Annotated in this window: 17 protein-coding genes; 14 read left to right on the top strand and 3 right to left on the bottom strand. The window is 62.7% G+C overall.

The features are described 5' to 3' along the window. Window positions 1-45 precede the first annotated feature (45 nt). Window positions 46-1,002 carry a substrate-binding domain-containing protein gene (locus Q0330_RS01785; protein ID WP_299473470.1) on the bottom strand — a complete coding sequence of 319 codons (957 nt, stop codon included), beginning with the start codon at window positions 1,000-1,002 and terminating at the stop codon, window positions 46-48. Between the two features lie 156 nt (window positions 1,003-1,158). On the opposite strand from Q0330_RS01785, the gene Q0330_RS01780 reads away from it, so the two are divergent. The 8 genes from Q0330_RS01780 (at window position 1,159) to Q0330_RS01745 (ending at window position 10,369) form a co-directional block, all read left to right on the top strand. After that, window positions 1,159-2,133, top strand: a complete 975-nt coding sequence (locus Q0330_RS01780) for a sugar-binding transcriptional regulator (protein ID WP_299473465.1) — start codon at window positions 1,159-1,161, stop codon at window positions 2,131-2,133. Between the two features lie 399 nt (window positions 2,134-2,532). Beyond that, window positions 2,533-3,432: a LysR family transcriptional regulator gene (locus Q0330_RS01775; protein ID WP_299473462.1), complete on the top strand. Its 900-nt coding sequence runs from the start codon at window positions 2,533-2,535 to the stop codon at window positions 3,430-3,432. Window positions 3,433-3,490: 58 nt separating this feature from the next. After that, entirely contained in the window at window positions 3,491-5,065 is a 1,575-nt protein-coding gene (locus tag Q0330_RS01770; protein WP_366518283.1) for an alpha-N-arabinofuranosidase, read from the top strand. A gap of 26 nt (window positions 5,066-5,091) precedes the next feature. Continuing rightward, window positions 5,092-6,177 (top strand): sn-glycerol-3-phosphate ABC transporter ATP-binding protein UgpC, encoded by a 1,086-nt coding sequence (gene ugpC, locus Q0330_RS01765; RefSeq protein WP_299473459.1) that lies wholly within the window; start codon window positions 5,092-5,094, stop codon window positions 6,175-6,177. Window positions 6,178-6,205: 28 nt separating this feature from the next. Next, window positions 6,206-7,483, top strand: a complete 1,278-nt coding sequence (locus Q0330_RS01760) for an extracellular solute-binding protein (RefSeq protein ID WP_299473456.1) — start codon at window positions 6,206-6,208, stop codon at window positions 7,481-7,483. Between the two features lie 70 nt (window positions 7,484-7,553). Then, a complete protein-coding gene (locus tag Q0330_RS01755) occupies window positions 7,554-8,441 on the top strand; it encodes a sugar ABC transporter permease (RefSeq protein ID WP_299473454.1) in 888 nt (295 codons plus the stop codon). Beyond that, complete coding sequence (locus Q0330_RS01750; RefSeq protein WP_299473451.1) at window positions 8,438-9,262, top strand: carbohydrate ABC transporter permease; 825 nt, start codon at window positions 8,438-8,440, stop codon at window positions 9,260-9,262. The genes Q0330_RS01755 and Q0330_RS01750 overlap by 4 nt, the downstream gene beginning before the upstream one ends. A gap of 345 nt (window positions 9,263-9,607) precedes the next feature. Further along, the gene (locus tag Q0330_RS01745) at window positions 9,608-10,369 is read left to right on the top strand and encodes a transporter (protein ID WP_299473448.1); all 762 of its coding nucleotides are present in this window, start codon (window positions 9,608-9,610) and stop codon (window positions 10,367-10,369) included. Between the two features lie 90 nt (window positions 10,370-10,459). Here Q0330_RS01745 and Q0330_RS01740 read toward each other — a convergent pair whose 3' ends face one another. Both Q0330_RS01740 and pdxA read right to left on the bottom strand, forming a co-directional pair. Continuing rightward, window positions 10,460-11,341: a dihydrodipicolinate synthase family protein gene (locus tag Q0330_RS01740; RefSeq protein ID WP_299473445.1), complete on the bottom strand. Its 882-nt coding sequence runs from the start codon at window positions 11,339-11,341 to the stop codon at window positions 10,460-10,462. 4 nt (window positions 11,342-11,345) lie between these two features. Then, window positions 11,346-12,335: a 4-hydroxythreonine-4-phosphate dehydrogenase PdxA gene (pdxA, locus tag Q0330_RS01735; RefSeq protein WP_299473442.1), complete on the bottom strand. Its 990-nt coding sequence runs from the start codon at window positions 12,333-12,335 to the stop codon at window positions 11,346-11,348. Here pdxA and Q0330_RS01730 point away from each other — a divergent pair. The 6 genes from Q0330_RS01730 to Q0330_RS01705 all read left to right on the top strand — a co-directional run bounded on the left by Q0330_RS01730 (window position 12,295) and on the right by Q0330_RS01705 (window position 19,917). Beyond that, on the top strand, window positions 12,295-13,617 hold the full coding sequence (locus Q0330_RS01730) for an ABC transporter substrate-binding protein (protein WP_299473439.1): 1,323 nt from the start codon (window positions 12,295-12,297) through the stop codon (window positions 13,615-13,617). The two genes, pdxA and Q0330_RS01730, sit on opposite strands and share 41 nt — an antisense overlap. A gap of 67 nt (window positions 13,618-13,684) precedes the next feature. Next, window positions 13,685-14,599 carry an ABC transporter permease gene (locus tag Q0330_RS01725; RefSeq protein ID WP_299473436.1) on the top strand — a complete coding sequence of 305 codons (915 nt, stop codon included), beginning with the start codon at window positions 13,685-13,687 and terminating at the stop codon, window positions 14,597-14,599. A gap of 12 nt (window positions 14,600-14,611) precedes the next feature. Next, on the top strand, window positions 14,612-15,535 hold the full coding sequence (locus Q0330_RS01720) for an ABC transporter permease (protein ID WP_299473433.1): 924 nt from the start codon (window positions 14,612-14,614) through the stop codon (window positions 15,533-15,535). Then, window positions 15,528-17,150, top strand: a complete 1,623-nt coding sequence (locus tag Q0330_RS01715; protein ID WP_299473431.1) for an ABC transporter ATP-binding protein — start codon at window positions 15,528-15,530, stop codon at window positions 17,148-17,150. The genes Q0330_RS01720 and Q0330_RS01715 overlap by 8 nt, the downstream gene beginning before the upstream one ends. 253 nt (window positions 17,151-17,403) lie before the next feature. After that, complete coding sequence (locus tag Q0330_RS01710) at window positions 17,404-18,273, top strand: tetratricopeptide repeat protein (protein WP_299473428.1); 870 nt, start codon at window positions 17,404-17,406, stop codon at window positions 18,271-18,273. A gap of 6 nt (window positions 18,274-18,279) precedes the next feature. After that, window positions 18,280-19,917, top strand: a complete 1,638-nt coding sequence (locus Q0330_RS01705; protein ID WP_299473425.1) for a ShlB/FhaC/HecB family hemolysin secretion/activation protein — start codon at window positions 18,280-18,282, stop codon at window positions 19,915-19,917. Window positions 19,918-19,942: the final 25 nt, after the last annotated feature.

Below are 19,942 nucleotides of genomic sequence, written 5' to 3'. Positions count from 1 at the left end.
GGCGGGCCACCCAGTGCTGGCAGCCCGCCGGCCGGGGAACAAGCGTTACATGAAGTCCTGGCAGTTCTGCTTGGTGACCAGCGGGGCGTCCATATAGACGATATTGCTGGGGATCACTTCGTCGCGGGGCTTGCCCTCACCGACGATCTGCTCGATCCAGTCGCCGACCTGCGCGCCCATACCCTCGAACGGCTGGCTGACGGTGGCGATCATCATGCTGTCGGGCTTGCAGACCTCGGCCACGGCCTGGGGATGGCCATCAATGCCGATCACCTTTACATCACTCAGCCCCGCTGCCTGCATGACATTGATCGCGGCCTGCGCCGGCTCGTCCCAGGGCGCCCAGACGGCATCGATATCCTCGCCGAAGCGGGCGACGAAATCCTGCATGGTCGAGGTCGTGTCTTCGAAGAAGGCGGTGTAGTCGATATTGTGCTCGGCCAGCACCTTCACATCGCCGTATTCCTGTAGCACCACCGCCATCACGTCGCCGCGCTTGCGGGTGCCGTGATGCTCAGCCATGCGTAGGAAGATCACGTTTCCCTGCCCGCCCATCTGGTCCAGCAGATAGGGCGAAACATCCGCCGACATCGCCCAGTTGTTGGTGGTGATATCGACCTGGATTCCGTCGACATAGCCGCTGTCGACCGAAAAGACCGGGATGCCGGCCTGAAGCGCCACGTCGATGGCCGCTTTCGAGGCACGCAGATCGGACATGGTGATAATGATCGCATCGACCCCGCGCGAGACTGCATCCTGCAGGTTCGACGCCGTCGCCTCACCCGAACCCTGGCTGTCGAGGAAACTGACATTCCAGCCATAGCCCTTCTCGCTCAGCCAAGCCTCGAACCCGGCTTTCACGCGCTGTTCGGATTGTGCTGCGGCATTGGAATGGACCCAGGCGATATCCAGCGCCTCCTGCGCGTTGACCGCCGTCCCGGCGCCTGCTGCTAACGCGACTGCGGTCGTATAGGCGGCAAGCCTTGCCGAAAATCTATTCATTACTCCCTCCCTGAACTGGATGCTGCGCCACGCTCCTCCACGCCGCAACGGAGCCAACCCTGCAAGTCGAGATTACTTTTGTCAAGACATAATACATATGTAATTGCAGCGATGGGGACAATTGTAAGCCTGCATGACAGCAGTTAGAATCATGCCATGAGAGATGCAGACGACCAGGAACTGATGGGCCAAGCGGCATGGCTATATTATGTCGGCGGGTTAAATCAGGAAGAGACCGCGAACCGGCTGGGCACCACCCGGGCGCGGATTAACAAATTGTTACAATTGGCAAAAGACGCGGGCATGGTGTCGATCTCGATCGACACCCGCAGCAGCGGAATGCTGCAGATCGAAGACGAGTTGCGCAGTCGTTTCAGGCTGGAGCGCGTCATCTGCTCGCCCGCCTTCGGGCTGACACGCGGTCAGAAACTGCCGGGCGATCTGGCGGAATATCCGCGTCGCGCAGTTGGGACACTGGCGGCAACGCTGCTGCGTGATCATCTGGCCCGTCACCCCGATTCGATCATCGGCACCGGTTGGGGGCGCACACTCGACCAGATCACCCGCAACATGGCCGGCACTTTCGCACCCGGCGCACGGTTCGTCAGCCTGATGGGATCGTTAACCGCCAACAGCGCCTTCAATCCGTTCGAAGTCGTGCAGGCACTGGCGCGAGCGACCGGGGGCGACGGCTATTTCCTACCCGTCCCCTTCATCGCTAACACACCCCAGGATCGCGAGATCCTGCTGTCGCAGACTACTGTGCAATCAGTGCTGGAGATGGCCCGCCGTCCCGACCTCGCGATCATCTCGGTCGGTGAGTTGACCGAACAATCGCTGCTGCGCCAATCCGGCATGATATCGTCCCGCGAATTGGCCGAGCTTCACAGCCGGGGTGCTGTCGGCGACACAAATGGCATCTTCTTCGATGCCGAGGGCAAACCGGTCCGCCATTCCATGAACGACCGTACCTTGGCCGTGGGGTTCCGCACGCTTGGGGCAACCCATACTGTCCTGCTATCGGGTGGGCTTGAAAAGGCCGATGCGACTCGGGCACTGCTGTCGAGTGGAATCGTTCGCACACTGATAATTGACGGGGACACAGCACAGGCCATCCACGCTACCCTGTAATCACCTCGGTTTTGTCGGGTTGCAGACCGCCCGATCGCGAAGAGTCATGCTTAATCCATGCGACTTGTCCATTGAGCTTTGAGGCGATAGCCGCGCGTCGCGTGTCGCCGTGATTATGTATAGAAATGACAGGCAATCGCTACACGCGCTTGGCAATCTTTCCTGAATGCCTGACCCGGACCTGATCGGACCGATGCCGTCGATCTGCTTGCCAATCAGGGCGTCATGTTGGACGCTGTCCACCGTCCTGACACATCGGGGCAACCTCGTACATTGGCGCCGGAAATGCGCGTCTGGTGTGCCAGGGGTCACACGACATCCAGCCAGGCTCCGAAGCCGCAGACCTGGACCATCGGGAGGGCACCTGACGTGAATCTTTACCTTCGTTCGCTCAGACCGGTGCAACTACGCCTGATTGCGACAATTGCCCAACAGGGCAAGTTGCGGCTGGCCGCGGACCTGTGCGGCATGACTACGCCTGCCGCCTCGCGCATGCTGGCCGAAATGGAAACCCAACTGACCACAACGCTGTTCGAGCGCCGACCGAAGGGTATGGTGCCCACACCCTCAGGCGAGGTCCTTGTTCGGCACGCCAGCAAGTTGATGCATGACGTTGACCAGATGGCCACCGAATTCGATGCGCATCTGGCCGGTCAGGGCGGCGCGGTCAGGGTCGGCGCGGTGACGGGCGGCGCACTGGCGATCGTGATTCCGGCGATCCTGGACATGAAACAGGAAGCGCCGCTGGTGGACGTTTCGCTCGATGTCTCCTCGACGGCGCAGCTGATGCACGGGCTTGAGCGGGGCGACTTCGACTTCGTCCTCAGTCGGGTCGGATCTGACGACTATTCGCGTGGCTTTGACATCCTGCCGGCGCAGACTGAGTCTGTCCTGTTGATGGTGCGGAACAGTCACCCCCTGGCCGGGTCGGGGCCAGTTGCGCTGGCCGATCTGCGGGATGCCATGTGGACCATGCAGGACCGTGGCGCCCCCATCCGGCATGCGCTGGAAATCGCCTTTCACGACGAGGGCATCGACCTGCCTCGGAATCTCATCAAGTCCGCATCGGTTGTGGCGATCATGGCGCTTTTGCGCGACTCCGACGTGATTGCGGTCATCACCCAAGAGGTGGCCGACCTGCTGCTGTCACCGCCTTACGAGGCCGATCTCGTCCTGCTTGAGACGCGCAAGCCGATCTCCATCGAGCCGTATTATGTGCTGTGCCCGCGCGACAGGCTGATGTCTCGTGCGGCGCGCGCCCTGCTGGACCGGGTGCGGGCGCGGCTGCCGCAGGGTTGACGCGCCTGCATGTTACCAATGCTGTCAACGCGAGAGCAGAAAATGTAAATTTCCGTCAATGACCCGGGCGGATAACCTGATTGCCAAGAAAGACTCGCACCGGGGAGAGGACATGAAAGTCCGCGCAACAATCCACCGCGATTTCAGCATCGCGCGCATTGACGACCGCCTGTATTCGGCATTCATCGAGCATATGGGCCGCGCCATCTACAGCGGCATTTATGAACCCGGCCACCCGACGTCGAACGCGCAGGGCTTTCGCCGCGACGTGATGGATCTCGTGCGGGGATTGAATATCCCCGCAATCCGCTATCCAGGAGGCAACTTCGTTTCGGCCTACAAGTGGGAAGACGGCATCGGCCCCAAGGAAGACCGTCCCGTGCGTCTGGATCTGGCCTGGCGGTCCAAGGAAACCAACCAGGTGGGGATCAACGAATTCGCAGTCTGGGCCAGGGACGCAGGTATCGAGATGATGCTGGCGGTCAACCTCGGCACACGCGGCATCGAAGAAGCGCGCAATTTCGTCGAATACTGCAACCACCCTTCTGGCACCTACTGGAGCGACCTGCGCCAGAGCCACGGCGTCGCCGACCCTTACGGGGTCAAGATGTGGTGCCTTGGCAACGAGATGGACGGCCCCTGGCAGATCGGCCACATGGAGGCCAAGGAATACGGACGTCTTGCTGACGAAACCTCGAAGGCGGTCAAGGCCTTCGGCAGCGGCATCGAAACGGTGGTCTGCGGGTCATCCAACGATGAGATGCCGACCTACCCGGATTGGGAACGGCAAGTGCTGGAAGAGTGCTACGAGAACGTCGACTACGTCTCGCTCCACAAGTATTTTGGCAATACCAGCCACAACACGCTGAACTACTTCGCCAAGATCGAGGAGACCGGCCGCTACATCCAGTCCATCGCCGGAGTCATTGACTACGTTAAGGCCAAGAAGCGGGCCAAGAACGATATCTACATCTGTTTCGACGAATGGAACGTCTGGTACCACAACCGGGCGCAGGATACGAAGAACTGGCACAGTTGGGACTGGCCCGAGGCCCCCGCCCTGCTCGAAGAGGATTACAACCTCGAAGACGCGATCTTCGTGGGCGGCCTGCTGAACGAGTTCATCCGCCGGTCCGACAGGGTCAAGATCGCCTGCATCGCGCAGCTCGTGAACGTGATCGCCCCGATCCGTGCCGAGCGCGGCGGCAAGGCATGGGCGACGACGATTTACTATCCCTACCAGTTTGCCAGCCTTTACGGACGGGGAACCGCGCTGAACGTGGCGGTGGACGGGCCGCGCTATGATGCGGATGCGGCGCAGGACGTGAACTATCTCGACGTGGCGGCGGTACTGGCCCCCGATGGCAGATCGATCACCGTGTTTGCGATAAACCGCAGCCTGGATACGGCGATGGATTTGGATCTGGCGCTGCACGGGTTCACCGACCTGACCCTTGTCGATCATCAGGTCATGGGCGGCGACCACACTCTGGCGCGGGTGGCCAACACCAGTGAGGACCCGGACAGGATCAAGCCGCGCAAGGGAGAGGCGTTGGGCGTAGAAGACAAGGCAATCAAGGGTAGGTTGCCAGCCTTTAGCTACAACGTCATCCGCCTGTCGGTCGGGTCGTAGGCGGAGCAGCGCGTGGAGGAGACAGAATGCAGGACACCGGTGTTCACCTGAGAAGCGTGACCAAGGACTTTGGTGCGGTCAAGGTCATCCGCGGCGTCGACATCGATATCGAGCGCGGGCAGTTTGCGGTTTTCGTCGGGCCTTCGGGCTGCGGCAAGTCCACCCTGTTGCGGATGATCGCAGGCCTTGAGGACTCCAGCGGCGGCAAGATCGTGATCTCGGACCGCGACGTGACCGACGTCGACCCGGCAGACCGTGGCGTGGCGATGGTATTCCAGTCCTACGCGCTCTACCCGCACCTGTCGGTGTTCGAGAACATGGCCTTCAGCCTGCGCCTTGCCAAGCGTCCCAAGGCCGAAGTCGAAGAAAAGGTTCACAAGGCGGCAAAGATCCTGCAACTGACCGCACAGCTGGACAAGAAGCCCGCGCAGCTTTCCGGCGGCCAGCGACAGCGCGTTGCCATCGGCCGGGCGATCGTGCGCGCGCCGGACGTGTTCCTGTTCGATGAACCGCTGTCGAATCTTGATGCCGAGTTGCGCGTGCAGATGCGGCTGGAACTGGCCCGCCTGCACCAGACGCTGGGCGCGACGATGATCTACGTCACCCACGATCAGGTCGAGGCGATGACGCTGGCGGACGTGATATTCGTGCTGCAAGGTGGCCACGTCCAGCAGTCGGGCGCACCGCTGGACCTGTACGACGATCCGAACAACCGCTTTGTCGCCGGGTTCATCGGCTCGCCCTCGATGAACTTCTTCGACGCCACTGTCGAGGCGCGGACCGAAACCGGCCTCCGCGCGCGGCTGACCGGACAGCCGGACCTGTCCCTTGACGTACCGCTATCTTCGCCCCCCGACGTGGGCGCCAAACTCGTTCTGGGCATGCGTCCCGAGCACCTGATGGTGACGGAGGCCGACGGCCTGCGCGTCACCGTCGACGTGGCCGAGGAACTGGGCGGCGTGTCCTACCAGCACGGCACCCTCGAAGGCGGCGATGCGGTGATCTTTCAGCAGACCGGCGTGCGTCACAACATGCACGGCACATTGCAGACCGTCGCTCCGCAGACCGACCGCATTTTCGCGTTTACCCCCGAGGGCGAGCGCATTCGGTGAAGGACCGACAACAAGGAGGAGGACTGAGATGAGACACGCATTGAAGAAGCTGGCGGCGACAACCGCCCTGATCACCGGCCTGTGCAGCCCCGTATGGGCACAGCAAGAGATCGAGTGGTGGGATTTCCTTGCCGGAGGCGACGGCGTCCGCATGAAGGCGCTGATCGACGAGTTCAACGGCGAACACCCTGATATCCAAATCAAAGGCACGACGCTGGAATGGGGCCTGCCCTTCTACACCAAGGTGCGCACCGCGGTCGCCGTCGGCCAAGGGCCCGACATCATGACCTATCACCTCTCGCGGCTGCCGTTGGCACTGGAGGAGGACGTGCTCTCGCCGATCTCGGACGCGGATCTGGAAACTGCCGGTCTCTCCAGGGACGACTTCTTCGAGGCATCGATCACCGCCGCCTCGACGGACGATGGCCAGCTCATGGCGATCCCCTTCGATATCCACGCGGTCGTGGTGTACTACAATCGTACCGCTCTTGAAGGCACCGAATGGCTGGATGGCGACGGCAACCTGACGAACATCGGCTCCATCGAGGACATGACCAACCTGCTGACATGGGCCAAGGAGAATGGCTATTCCGATCCGCTCAGCTTTCAGTCCGAAGGTGGCGGCGGCACTTGGCGCATGTTCTACACCCTGTTCAGCCAGCAGGGCGGTGAGATCCTGACCGACGGCGAAGTTCTGGCCGGGGACAATATGGACAAGGCCGTGACTGCAATCCAGACGCTGGCCGACTGGCGTGCGGCGGGGCTGATCCCAGAGCAGGCAGCCTACGAGGCCTCTGTCGCGCTGTTTTCCGGCAAGAAGTCCGTGCTGCACATCAACGGCGTTTGGGAGGTGCCCACCTTCAAGGACCAGACCGAGGACGGATCGCTGGGCTTTGAATGGTTCGCCAACGAGGTGCCGCAGATGTTGGACCAGCCCGCGACATGGGCCGACAGCCATGCCTTCGCCATCCCGAACGATCCGGACATGACGCCGGAAAAGCGCGAGGCGGTGCTAACGGTAATCGGCTGGATGGAGAAACACTCCTTGGCATGGGCCGGTGCGGGCCATATCCCGGCCTACAAGCCCACGGTTGACAGCGAGGAATATGCCCAGCTGCAACCCAACGCAACCTATGTGTCGCTGGCGGACAACGCCGCCTTCGACCCGCGGTCCAAGATCGCCGGTGTCGCCTCGCCGATCTATGACGCGGTGGATAACCTGATCGCCCCCGCGGTTCATGGTTTCCTCAGTGCCGAGGATGCGGCGGCCCAAATGAAGGACCAGCTTCAGGGCCTGTTGAACTGATCCGACACGACCGGGGGCGTTCTGTGCGTCCCCGGCCCAAGCCCAGGCCAGAAGACACAGGGAGGTCGCCATGTCCATCGCCACACGTCGCCGCCGGGAAGTACGGGATGCGATTCTGCTGGTCGCACCCTTCCTCATTATCTTCGGCGTCTTCTTCCTGTACCCGACCTATAAGGTCATCGCGCTCAGCTTTACCGACGCGCCGCTGATCGGCGAGGGCAACTGGATCGGGCTCGACAACTACATCAAGCTGTTCAACGATCGGCTGTTTTATACCTCGGTCTGGAACAACTTCTACTTCGTCCTGCTGACGGTCATCCCGACGACCATCATCGCACTCTTGATCGCGCTGGCGGTCGGCAAGCTGAAGGGCCGGGTGCAGGCGCTGGTGCTGACGCTGTTCTTCCTGCCCTACGTTTTGCCGGTGTCGGTGGTGACGATGATCTGGGCGTGGATGCTGGATTTCCAGTTCGGCATCCTGCAACCGCTGATCGAGGCTGTGACGGGCAAGCCGGTGCCGGTGTTCAAGAACCCCCACTGGGTCATGCCGATGATCGCCGTGGTGACGGTCTGGTGGACCAATGGTTTCAACGTGCTGCTGTTCATTGCCGGGTTGCGAAATATTCCCGACGACCTCTACGAGGCGGCAGCACTTGATGGGGCGACCGCCTGGCAGCGGTTCTGGCGGGTGACATGGCCGCTCTTGTGGCCGATCACGGCACTGGTGCTGACGCTGCAACTGATCCTGCAACTGAAACTGTTCGACCAGGTCTATCTGCTGTCGAACGGGGGGCCGTTCAACTCCTCCTATGTGGTGCTGATGCAGATGTACCGAGAAGCGTTCCAGTTGAACAACGGCGGCTACGCCTCGGCCATCGCCATGGTGCTCTTTGGAATCATCGTGATCGTGTCGGTCCTGCAGTTCCAACTCTTGCGTATCGGGGGGCGTCGCAGATGACCGCCAAACAGGGCCGCAACATCACCTTCGCCGCGCTGGTGCTGATCGCCGCCGCAATCTGGATCTTTCCGCTCTACTGGGCACTGACCACCTCGCTGCGCAGCGAGAGCCGCATCGTCTCGGATGCGGGTGTCTGGATCGACGAGCTCAATTTCTCGGCCTACATTGAGGTGCTATCCACGTCGAAACTGCCGATGTGGTATCTCAATTCCGTCGGCACCTCGGTGATCATCACCGTCATTGTCCTGCTCACCGGCATGATGTGCGCCTATGCCCTGTCGCAACTGCGCTTCCCCGGGCGAAAGTTGTTGTACCTTGTCGTCGTGGCCAGTTTCATGGTGCCGGTGCCGGCGCTCTATGTCGCGCAATTCGTACTGATGAGCGATCTCGGGCTGGTCAATTCGTGGTGGGGCATCATCCTGCCGCAGCTGATCGTCCCTGTCGTCGTGATCGTCTACAAGCAGTTCTTCGACGCGATCCCGAAAGAGATGCGCGAAGCCGTGCTGCTGGATGGCGGCGGGGAGTTCGCTCTGCTGTTTAAGCTCTACCTGCCGTTGAACTGGGGCATCACGGCGGCGCTGGCGATCATCACCTTCATCAGTGCGTGGAACAACTTCTTCTGGCCGTTCCTCGTGGTCACCAGCGAAAGCATGATGACGATTCCCGTCGGTATCACGCAGGTGAACGACAGTTTCGGTGTCTTTTATGCGCGCATGATGGCTCTGGCCCTGTTGGCGGCCGCCCCGGTTATCATCGGCTACCTGATCTTCCAGAAGCGTGTAACCGAAGCAGTCATGATTTCGGCGGGCGTCAAGGGCTGAGGGCGCGCTTCGCGAGTGCCTTGGCCAGCGGCACCTGATCTCCGTTCGGTCACCTGGGCGCACTCCTTCGTCAGTCGCGACAACCGAGCAACTGGCGCAGGATCCTGTGACCGCCTCCAATCGTGGCGGTCCGGCGTAAATCATGGCTTCAAAACATGGCGTCGGTACTGTACCATATGGTTCGACGTTGCTTCGTTCACTCGAAACCTGCGCAACCCCTTCTTGGGGTCCCGGCCACGACCGGCCGGCAAGCAGGTCTCCGGTTCTTTTCCTGTCCGATTCAAACCCTCTGCCGGAGGCCCCACCATGCACAGATTGTCATTTTCTGGCTTACTCTCAGCCGCCTTGGTCTTTTCCTCCACGCCTGCGACTGCCGAGGACGATACCGAACTCGCCAAACAGTTGAGCAACCCAGTCTCATCACTGGTCAGTGTGCCGTTCCAGTTCAATTACGATTCCGGCTATGGCCCTGACGGGAACGGGCATCGCACTACGGTCAATTTTCAACCGGTCGTTCCGATCCGGCTGAATGACGACTGGAACCTGATCTCGCGTTCCATCGTCCCCTTCATCGATCAGTCCGATATCCGTCCCGGAACCTCGCAATCTGGCGTCGGCGATATCGTGCAGAGCTTTTTCATCTCGCCCAACCAGCGCACGGAAAGCGGATTGATCTGGGGCGCCGGTCCGGTTTTCCTTCTGCCCACCGGCGATGACGGTCTGGGCGCCGACCAATTCGCCGCCGGCCTGACTGGCGTGGTGCTGAAGCAGACCGGCCCCTGGACCTTCGGCGTGCTGGCCAATCACATGTGGGATGTGGGCGGCGGCAGCGATCCGACCGATATCAGCGCCACCTTCGTGCAGCCCTTCATCAATTACACCACGCCCGACGCGGTCACCTTCGCGCTGAATACCGAAACCACCTATGACTGGGTCGAGAACGAGGCCTCGGTTCCGATCAACCTTCTGGCCACCAAGGTCATGAAGATCGGCGAGCGCACCATCAGCCTGGGCGGCGGCGTGCGCTACTGGGCCGATGCCCCGGAGAACGGACCGGATGGATGGGCCGCGCGGGCGATTGTGACCTTCCTTTTCCCGAAGCGGTGAACGGCCTCTGTCAAGCTGCTCGTTCTTGGGTGCTCAGCCTCGGCACTGGGTTGGCGTAACCAGATCAGTTCGCCACGGGATTGCGCCGGGTCAAAGGTATTTCGCCAATACGGCTTCAATGGCCCTGTCCTGTTCGGGATCGGGCAAAAGCGCCGGTTGACGGGACCGGCCGACCGATGCGTCCTGCAGGTAAAGCGCACGCTTCACCAAGGCAGGCGGATAGCCGAGCTTATAGAGATCGGTTCGGAAAGCGGTATAGGTGTTCTGTGCCTCTGCCGCGCCTGCGCTGTCGCCGGCATTCACGCAGGACACGATCCGCGCCAGCACATCGGGCAGGCAGTTGCCGAGGCCCGAGATGCATCCCCTGGCGCCGTTTTCCAACGACCATTGCACCAGATGATCGGGGCCGGAATAGACGTCGAAGCCGTCGACCTCGCGCCCGATGGCCATATAGGCGGCCAGCGTCTCCTGCGCGCCGCCGGAATCCTTGATCCCGGCGATATTGCCGTGTGCGGCCAGTTGGCGTGCGGTCTCTGGCTCGATATGGTTCTGGGTGCGGGCCGGGATGTCGTAAAGATAGATCGGCGTTTCGACAGCGTCGGCGACGGCGGAGAAGTGCCGGATCAGCCCTTCCTGCGTGCAGTCGATGAAGAAGGGCGTGATCACCGCGATGCCATCGACACCGATACGGTCGAATTCGCGCGCCAGAAGCCGGGTCTCGAATGTCGCCGGCATCCCGGCATTGACGATCACCTTTGCACGACCGGCAACTTCGTCCACGACCTCACCGCAGAGCCGGACCTTCTCGTCGAAGGTCAGGGCCGAGAAATCGCCATTGGTGCCGGCGCACATGATATTGTTGCCCGCCGCAAGCTGGCGGCGCACCTGGGCGCGGGTGGCGTCGTAATTGATAGTCTCGTTATCGTTGAAACAGGTGACAAGGGCGACAAAGGCTTCCTTGGCTTCGGTCATTGCATCATCCTCGTTTTGCCGCCGCCATCCGCGCCGCGTAATCCAGCGCGCAGAGCATGTTTTCATGGCTTGCCTTGCCGGTGCCGGCAATGTCGAAGGCAGTGCCGTGATCGACCGAGCAGCGGTCGATGGGCAGGCCAAGCGAGACATTGACCGCCGTGTCGAAGGCCACCAGCTTGATCGGGATATGCCCCTGATCGTGATACTGAGCGATGACCAGATCGAAGCCACCCTGATAGGCGCGGTGATAGACCGTATCGGCCGAGATCGGCCCCTGCACGTCAATGCCTTCGGCCTGCGCGGCCTTCACGGCGGGCGCCACATGGTCATCATCCTCATGGCCGAACAATCCGTTTTCGCCGCAATGCGGATTGATGCCGGCCACGGCGAGTCGCGGCTGTTCCAGCCCCATACGCTGAAGGTGGCGATGGCCGGTGCGGATCGTTTCCAGCACCCGCGCCGTCGTCGCCCGCTCGATCGCATCGCGCAGCGAGACATGGGTGGAGACATGGACGACGTTCAACCGCTCGGAAGCGAGCAGCATCCAGCACGATTTCGAGCCGGTCAGATGCGCCAGCATTCCGGTATGGCCGTCATAGTGATGGCCGGCGGCATTCAGCGCCTCCTTGTTGATCGGGGCGGTGACGATGCAGGCGGCCTTACCGCCCGTGGTCATTTGCACGGCCTTTTCGATATAGTGGAAGGCCGCTTCGCCACAGGCCGGGGACAGCACGCCGAACCTGCCGGGCAGCCCGTCCACCGGCACATGTTCCAAGCGGATACCGTCGCCATCCGCGTCGGGCGCGATGATCGGAAGATCGACGCCGCTGACCTTCGCCGCCCGCTGCATCGTGTCGCGGTCGCCGACGACGATGGTCTGGGCGCGCATCGCCGCATCGCGGCCCGCAAGCGCCCGAACCGTCACTTCTGCCCCTACGCCCGAGGGGTCGCCCATGGTGACCGAGCTCGATGTGCGCGGCGATGAAGGGCTCAAGCCCCGTCTTGCCGAAAGCTGGGAACAGGTGGACGACAAAACCTGGCGTTTCAACCTTCGTCAGGGGGTCACCTTTTCGGACGGCAGCGCCTTTGACGCCGAGGACGTGAAGCATTCCTTCGAACGCGCCGGCAGCAGCGAGATCACCTGCGAGATTTCCCGTTACTATGAAGGGATCGAGATCACGCCGACCGTGGTCGATGAAAACACCATCGACTTCGCCACCGAACCGGCCCAGCCGATCCTGCCGCTGCTTCTGTCGCTGCTGACCATCGTGCCCTCGGAAACCCCGATCGAGTTTACGCGCGAACCCATCGGCACCGGCCCCTATACCCTGACGGATTGGCAGCCGGGGCAAAGCATCACGCTGGACCGCCGCGCCGATTACTGGGGCGAGCAACCGGCGGTCGAGAAGGCGACCTATGTCTTCCGCGCCGATCCTTCGGTTCGTGCCGCCATGGTCGCCACCGGAGAGGCGGATATCGCGCCCTCGATTTCCGCCATCGACGCAACGACCGAGATGGACAAGTCCTATCCGAACTCGGAAACCACCTATCTGCGGATCGACCATGCGGTGCCGCCGCTGAACGACAAGCGGGTGCGCGAGGCATTGAATATCGGCATCGACCGCGAGGCTTTCATCGGCTCGATTCTCGCCGAAGGGACGGAAATCGCCACCGCGATCAACGTGCCGACCACGCTTGGCTGGAACCCCGACACCAAGGCATGGCCCTATGATCCCGACCGCGCCAAGGCGCTGCTGGAGGAAGCCGCCGCCGATGGAGTGCCGGTCGACACGGAAATCCTGCTGGTCGGCCGCACCGGAAACTTCCCCGGCGCAACCGAGACCTTCGAGGCGATCCAGTCCATGCTGTCCGAAGTCGGCTTCAACATCCGCCTGCAGATGGTCGAGGTGGCAGAGCACGAGCAGTATTACTCCAAGCCCTATGTGCAGGATCAGCCGGTCCTGGTGGGCGCGCAGCATGACAACTCGCGCGGCGACCCGGTCTTCTCGGCCTATTTCAAGTATCACTCCGAGGGCCGCCAGTCCGGCATCGTCGATGAGAAGGCCGATGACCTGATCGACCGCGCCACTGCCGCCACCGGAGAGGAGCGCGAGGCGCTGTGGTCGGAACTGTTCGGCTATATCCATGACGAGGTGATCGCCGATGTGCTGCTGTTCCACATGGTTGGCCATGCCCGTATCGGCGCCAATGTCGAGTTCACGCCGACCATTGCGACCAACAGCCAGCTGCAACTGGCCGAAGTGACCCCGAAATAAGGTCGCCACAAAAAGGGCCGCGCGTCGCAATGGCGCGCGGCCCCCCTGTCTGTCAGCGGAGAACGCCATGAAATCCATGCTGGGAAAGCGCGCCCTGTCGAGCTTCGTCTCATTGCTGGTGCTGATCGTGCTGGTGTTCTTCCTGTCGCGCCTGACCGGGGACCCGGCGGCGCTTTACCTGCCCGTCGATGCATCCGAGGAGATGCGCCAGAACTTCCGCGAAATCCACGGGCTGAACGACCCGCTTCTGGTCCAGTTCGGGCGCTATATCGGCGATCTTGTCCATCTCGATTTCGGCGAGAGCCTGCGCCGCGCCCGCCCCGCCATAGATGTGGTGCTGGAGGCCTTTGTCTGGACGCTCTGGCTGGCGCTGATCACCATGGCCCTGGTGACGGTCGCGGCCATTACCGTAGGCTCCATCGCCGCCTTCAATGTCGGCAAGCCCTTCGACCGCTTCGCATCGGTCCTGTCGCTGATTGGCGCATCCGCCCCGGATTTCTGGATCGCCATTGTCGGGATCGTGATTTTCGCCGTCGGCCTCGGCTGGCTTCCGACCTCGGGGACGGGCAGCGTCTGGCACTGGATCCTGCCGGTTGCGGTGCTGTTCATCCGTCCCTTCGGCCTGATCCTGCAGGTCGTGCGCGGCTCCATGATCACGGCGCTCGGTTCGCCCTATGTGAAGACCGCGCGTGCCAAGGGGGTGAAGAACCGCCGGATCATCTTTGTCCACACGCTGCGCAATGCCATGCTGCCGGTCATCACCGTGATCGGCGATCAGGCGGCGGCGCTGCTGAACGGGGCGGTGGTGGTTGAAACCATCTTCGGCTTCCCCGGTGTCGGCAAGCTGATGATCGATTCGATCCTGCAACGCGATTTCAACGTCATTCTTGCCGCGATCATGGTCACCGCCATTGCCATCTTCATCATGAACATCCTGATCGACATCGCCTATGCGCTGCTCGATCCGCGGATCCGCAACTGAGGAGGGCCGAGGATGAGCCAGATCGACAGCACCGGAACCGCCCCGCCCAGCCCTTCCAAAGTGACCCGCGTGCTGCGGATGCTCTGGGCCGACAAGATGGCCTTTGCGGCGGTCATTTTCCTGATCGTCGTGCTGCTCTGCGCGATCTTCGGGCCGATGCTGTTCGAGGGTGTCGCGTCAAAGACCAACCTGCGCGCCCGCAATGCGCCGCCCTTCGACATGGCGCGCGGGTTCCTCTACATCCTCGGCGGCGATGCGCTTGGCCGGCCGCTGCTGGCGCGGATCATCGTGGCGGCACAGAACACCATGCTGATCGCGGCGGGCGCGGTGGCCGGATCGCTGATCGTCGGCACCTGCCTGGGTCTGATCGCAGGCTATGCGGGCAAATGGACCGGCGAGGTGATCATGCGGCTGGCCGATGTCATCATGTCCTTCCCCTCGCTGCTTCTGGCCGTGATCGTGCTCTATATGCTTGAGCCTTCCATCGCCAATCTGGTGCTGGTGCTCGCCATCACGCGCATCCCGATCTACCTGCGCACCACCCGCGCCAAGGTGCTTGAGGTCCGCGAACGCATGTTCGTGCAGGCCGCGCGGGTGATGGGGGCCTCGAACCTCCGGATCATCTTCCGGCATATCCTGCCGGTGATTCTGCCGACGCTGCTGACCATCGCGACGCTGGATTTCGCTTTCGTCATGCTGGCAGAATCGGCGCTGTCCTTCCTGGGCATCGGCATTCAGGCGCCCGAGGTGACCTGGGGCCTGATGGTCAGTCAGGGGCGGCAATATCTGACCAATGCCTGGTGGCTGGCTTTCTGGCCCGGTCTGGCCATCATCCTGACCACCATGTCGCTGAACCTCCTGTCCAGCTGGATGCGGGTGGCGCTGAACCCGACGCAACGCTGGCGGCTGGAAATCGGGGGGAAGAAGAATGGCTGAACATCTTCTGGAGGTGCGCGACCTCTCGGTCCGGTTCCACACCGCGCAGGGCATCGTCAATGCGGTCAACGGTATCTCCTGGTATCTCGACCGGGGCGAGACCCTTGCGATCCTTGGCGAAAGCGGATCGGGCAAGTCGGTCTCGGCCTCGGCGATCATGAACCTGATCGACATCCCGCCGGGAGAGATCACCAGCGGCGAAATCCTGTTCGAGGGTCGCGATCTTCTGAACGCTACCGGGGAGGAGCGGCGGCATCTGAACGGCAGGCGGATCTCGATGATCTTTCAGGACCCGCTCGGCCATCTGAACCCGGTCTATCCGGTCGGCTGGCAGATCGCCGAAACCGCCATGGCCCATGGTCAGCCCAAGACCGAAGCCTATGCCCGTGCCCTGTCGCTGATGGAACGTGTCGGCATTCCGAATGCCCGGGAATCGATGTCGAAATACCCGCATCAGTTCTCGGGCGGGCAGCGCCAGCGGCTGATGATCGCGATGGCGTTGGCGCTGAAGCCCGATATCCTGATCGCCGACGAACCCACGACCGCGCTGGATGTGACCGTTCAGGCCGAGGTGCTGTCCCTGCTGGAGGAGTTGCAGCACGAAACCGGCATGGGCCTGTTGCTGATTACCCATGATCTCGGCGTCGTGGCCGAGGCTGCGGATCGTGCCGTGGTCATGGAAAGCGGTCGCATCGTCGAGACCGGCACCCCGCGCGAACTCTATCACAACGCCCAGCACCCCTATACGAAGAAGCTGCTGGCGGCAGCGCCGGGCAAAGGCGAAATGCGCAGCCCGGACGAGGACAAGGCCCCGATCCTTGAGGTGCGCGGCCTGACAAAGACCTATGGCGCCTATACGGCGCTCGATCAGGTGAATTACGACCTTCATGCCGGCGAGACGCTGGCGATTGTCGGCGAATCCGGCTCGGGCAAATCCACCGGCGCGCGGCTGATCCTGCGGCTGGAGGATGCAACCGCAGGCAGCGTCAAGTGGAAGGGCGAGGAACTGCTGAACAAGTCCCCGCGCGAGATGGGCCGGTTCCGCCGTCAGTTGCAGATGGTCTTTCAGGATCCGACCCAATCGCTCAACCCGCATATGTCGGTCTTCGAGATCATCTCGGAAGCCTGGGTCATCCACCCCGAGATCCTGCCCAAGGACCGCTGGCGCGACCGGGTGGCGGAACTGCTGACCCAGGTCGGGCTTCAGCCTGAACATGCAAAGCGCTATCCGCACCAGTTTTCCGGCGGTCAGCGCCAGCGGATCGCCATCGCCCGCGCGCTCGCGCTGGAGCCGGAACTTATCATCTGCGACGAGGCCGTCTCGGCGCTGGATGTTTCCATTCAGGCGCAGGTGATCGCGCTCCTTGGCAAGCTGCGCGACGAATTGGGCATCGCCTTCATCTTCATCGCCCATGACCTTCCGGTCGTTCGCGACTTTGCCGACCGTGTGCTGGTGATGAAATCCGGCCGCATCGTCGAGCAAGGCCCGGTGCGTCAGATCTTCGACGCCCCGCGCGAGGCCTATACCCAACGTCTTCTGGCCGCCGGTCTCGATGCCGATCCCGACATCCAGGCAGAGCGCCGGCGCGAAAGGCTGGCACTGGCGACGGGGTGACAGACAGAAGATCGGTTTTGCGCAGCTGCGAAGAAAGCCGGCAGCCGAGCCCAGCAACCTGCGATCTGCCGCCCTGACGGGCATTGTCAGCCGCGCCAGTCGGCGGTTTCTCGCCAGAACGGCCGAAAACCTGCACCGAGGGCACATATTCCGTCCGGGCTTATTGTTCAAAAGGATAGGTCGGTCTATGCGGCGGGCAAGCCCTGCTGGTCAAAAACATGTCTGGCGCCGTTAAACAGTGATTGGAAACGTCATGATCAGAACAGCTTACGCTGCCCTCATCCCCGCAATCCTGACCGCGATTCCCGCCCTTGCCGACGTAGCCGAAGGTATAGGCTTTCTGGAGACGGGCGATGTCGCCAGTGCGGCGACGGAGTTTCAGGCCGCCTATGAGGGGGGCGACGGGGACGGGGCCTTCTATCTTGGCCGCATGTTCGAAATCGGGGCCGGCACCGATGCCGATCCGGGCCGGGCGGCCAATCTTTATGCGGCGGGTGTGGAGCGCGGCTCGGTGCTGGCGATGAACCGGCTGGGCGTGCTCTATCAGGAAGGCACGGTGCTGCTGCGCGACTATGCCGAGGCCTCGCGGCTGTTCTGCCAGGCGGCAGAGGCGGGCGATGCCAATGGCCAGTTCAATTGCGGGCTGGCACAGTTCAACGGCCAGGGCACCGAGCGCAATGTCGAACAGGCCATTGCGAATTGGGAAGCGGCGGCAGAGCAGGACAATATCGCCGCGCAGAATTTCCTCGGCCAGCTTTGGCTGAACGGTGACGAGGCCTCGGCCATTGCCGCCGATGCGGACAAGGCGCGCGGCTATTTCCAGAAGACCGCCGAGGCCGGCAATGCCCTGGGGCTTTACCAGATGGCCGCGCTTGAGGGCGCGCCGAACGAGGCTGGCGAGCCGGCCAACCCGGTCGAGGCCTATAAATTCGCCTCGCTCGCGGCGGTGCGCGGTCTGGCCGAAGCCGGGGTGCTGCGCGATCAGCTTGAGGCGGCGATGACCCCTGAGCAGGTGCTGGAGGCGCAGGCGGCGGCGAAAGGCTGGACCGAGGCGCGCATGGCCGAGATTTCGGCGGCGGCGGGCGAGGCAGCGGAAGGCGAAGCCGCCGCGACGGCGGAATAAGGCGCGATGCCGCGGCTCGACCCCCTTGGCGCGATGGCCTGTGCCGGTCGCCCCCTGCGGCTGGCGGCGGTGGCCCTGGCCGCTCTGGCGGGCGCGTCGGAATTGCAGGCCCAGGCCGTTGCCTGCCTGCCGATCCGCGACATTCAGGTGAGCGGCGTGCAAAGCCTGCCGCCGGCGGCGGTCGAGCAGTCGCTGGCGCCGCTCGAAGGTCGCTGCCTGGGGATCGCCGAGTTCAACGAGGCGCTCAAGACGGTCACGGATCAATATGTCGAAGCCGGGCTGATCACCTCTCGGGTCTATCTGCCCGAGCAGGACCTGAGCGACGGCATCCTGCGCATCGACGTCATCGAAGGCCGGATCGAGCGTGTCGAATTCAACGGCGCCCCCGATCCGCTGTGGGAGCGGTTCACCTTTCCGGGCATTCGCGGCAAGGTCGCCAACCTGCGCGAGATCGAGCAGGGGCTGGACAATATCCGCTCCATGCCCAGCTTTTACGGCACCCGGATGGCGCTTGACGCGGGGGCGGCGGTCGGAAGTTCGGTGTTGCAGGTCGAGGCGGTGGCCGACCCGAAGCCGTGGCGGCTTTCGGTTTCGACGGACAATTACGGCTTTGCCGATAACGGCGAGTTCAACCCGACGCTGAGCCTGGGCTGGGATAACCTGATCGGGATCAACGATCGCTGGGATTTCAGCTATTCGCGCGCCGTCGACCAGACACCTTTCGCGATTGGCCGGTCGGGCAATTCCTCGGAACAGGCGGGTTTCAGCGTCTCGGTGCCCTATGGCAACTGGGCGTTTTCGTTCAATCAGAGCTGGTCGGCCTATGACACGGTCCTGCCCGGGATCGTCGCGCCGATTGATGCCGATGGGGATTCCTGGGAAACCGTGCTGGGTGCGCGCCGGCTGCTGACGCGCGATCAGGATTCGATGACGCATCTGCGCTTTGACCTGACCCGCAACGAAAAGCGCAACAATGTCGCCGGGGTGCGCATCGACGCGTCGAGCCGGGTGGTGACGGCGATCGGTGCCGAACTGTCCCATCAGCGCCGCTTCATGGGCGGGCAACTGACCGGGGTGGCGCGGATCGAGCAGGGGGTGAAGCTGTTCGGGGCCGAGGACGCGGGCGCGCAGCCCGACCGCCAGCCCGATGCGCAATATTCGCTGATCTCGCTGCGCGGCAATTACGACCGCAGCTGGCAGCTGGACCACGGCCCTGGCACGGCGCTGCGCTGGATTTCGGCGGCAGAGCTTCAGTATTCGAAGGACCGGCTTTACGGCGATCAGCGCTTCCAGCTTGGCGGCAACAGCACGGTGCGGGCCTCCAAGGTGCTGCTGGCGCAGGGCAGTTCCGGCATCTTCTGGCGCAACGAGCTGTGGTATTACTTCAGCGGCGCGACCTCTGACACGATGCTGTCGGAATGGTTCGGCCAGCCGGTTGTCTATGCCGGGCTGGATGCCGGGCGGGTGTTTTCGCAAAGCGATCTGGACGTGTTCGCGGGCACGGCGGTGGGGGCGGTGGCCGGGCTTCGGCTGGTTGGCGGGCGGCTGTCGCTCGATCTGGGCTATGCCGACATGGTCAGCGTGTCCGACGGGCTTCAGAAGCCGGACGGCCATGTCCGGGTTGCGGTGGGACTGAGTTTTTGATGGGCTGCGCGTCGGTGACGACGCG

The sequence above is a fragment of the uncultured Paracoccus sp. genome (assembly GCF_937873615.1).
In the GTDB taxonomy this organism is placed as follows: Bacteria; Pseudomonadota; Alphaproteobacteria; order Rhodobacterales; family Rhodobacteraceae; genus Paracoccus.
Note: the sequence above shows the minus strand (reverse complement) of the source record. Positions and strands in the feature narration are given on the sequence as shown.

Bases quoted from the DNA above. Each gene is read 5' to 3' on its own strand.
- Q0330_RS01785 (WP_299473470.1), bottom strand. From the start codon at position 1,002: ATGAATAGATTTTCGGCAAGGCTTGCCGCCTATACGACCGCAGTCGCG.
- Q0330_RS01780 (WP_299473465.1), top strand. From the start codon at position 1,159: ATGAGAGATGCAGACGACCAGGAACTGATGGGCCAAGCGGCATGGCTA.
- Q0330_RS01770 (WP_366518283.1), top strand. From the start codon at position 3,491: ATGACCCGGGCGGATAACCTGATTGCCAAGAAAGACTCGCACCGGGGA.
- ugpC (WP_299473459.1), top strand. From the start codon at position 5,092: ATGCAGGACACCGGTGTTCACCTGAGAAGCGTGACCAAGGACTTTGGT.
- Q0330_RS01760 (WP_299473456.1), top strand. From the start codon at position 6,206: ATGAGACACGCATTGAAGAAGCTGGCGGCGACAACCGCCCTGATCACC.
- Q0330_RS01755 (WP_299473454.1), top strand. From the start codon at position 7,554: ATGTCCATCGCCACACGTCGCCGCCGGGAAGTACGGGATGCGATTCTG.
- Q0330_RS01750 (WP_299473451.1), top strand. From the start codon at position 8,438: ATGACCGCCAAACAGGGCCGCAACATCACCTTCGCCGCGCTGGTGCTG.
- Q0330_RS01740 (WP_299473445.1), bottom strand. From the start codon at position 11,341: ATGACCGAAGCCAAGGAAGCCTTTGTCGCCCTTGTCACCTGTTTCAAC.
- Q0330_RS01730 (WP_299473439.1), top strand. From the start codon at position 12,295: ATGGTGACCGAGCTCGATGTGCGCGGCGATGAAGGGCTCAAGCCCCGT.
- Q0330_RS01725 (WP_299473436.1), top strand. From the start codon at position 13,685: ATGAAATCCATGCTGGGAAAGCGCGCCCTGTCGAGCTTCGTCTCATTG.
- Q0330_RS01720 (WP_299473433.1), top strand. From the start codon at position 14,612: ATGAGCCAGATCGACAGCACCGGAACCGCCCCGCCCAGCCCTTCCAAA.
- Q0330_RS01715 (WP_299473431.1), top strand. From the start codon at position 15,528: ATGGCTGAACATCTTCTGGAGGTGCGCGACCTCTCGGTCCGGTTCCAC.
- Q0330_RS01710 (WP_299473428.1), top strand. From the start codon at position 17,404: ATGATCAGAACAGCTTACGCTGCCCTCATCCCCGCAATCCTGACCGCG.
- Q0330_RS01705 (WP_299473425.1), top strand. From the start codon at position 18,280: ATGCCGCGGCTCGACCCCCTTGGCGCGATGGCCTGTGCCGGTCGCCCC.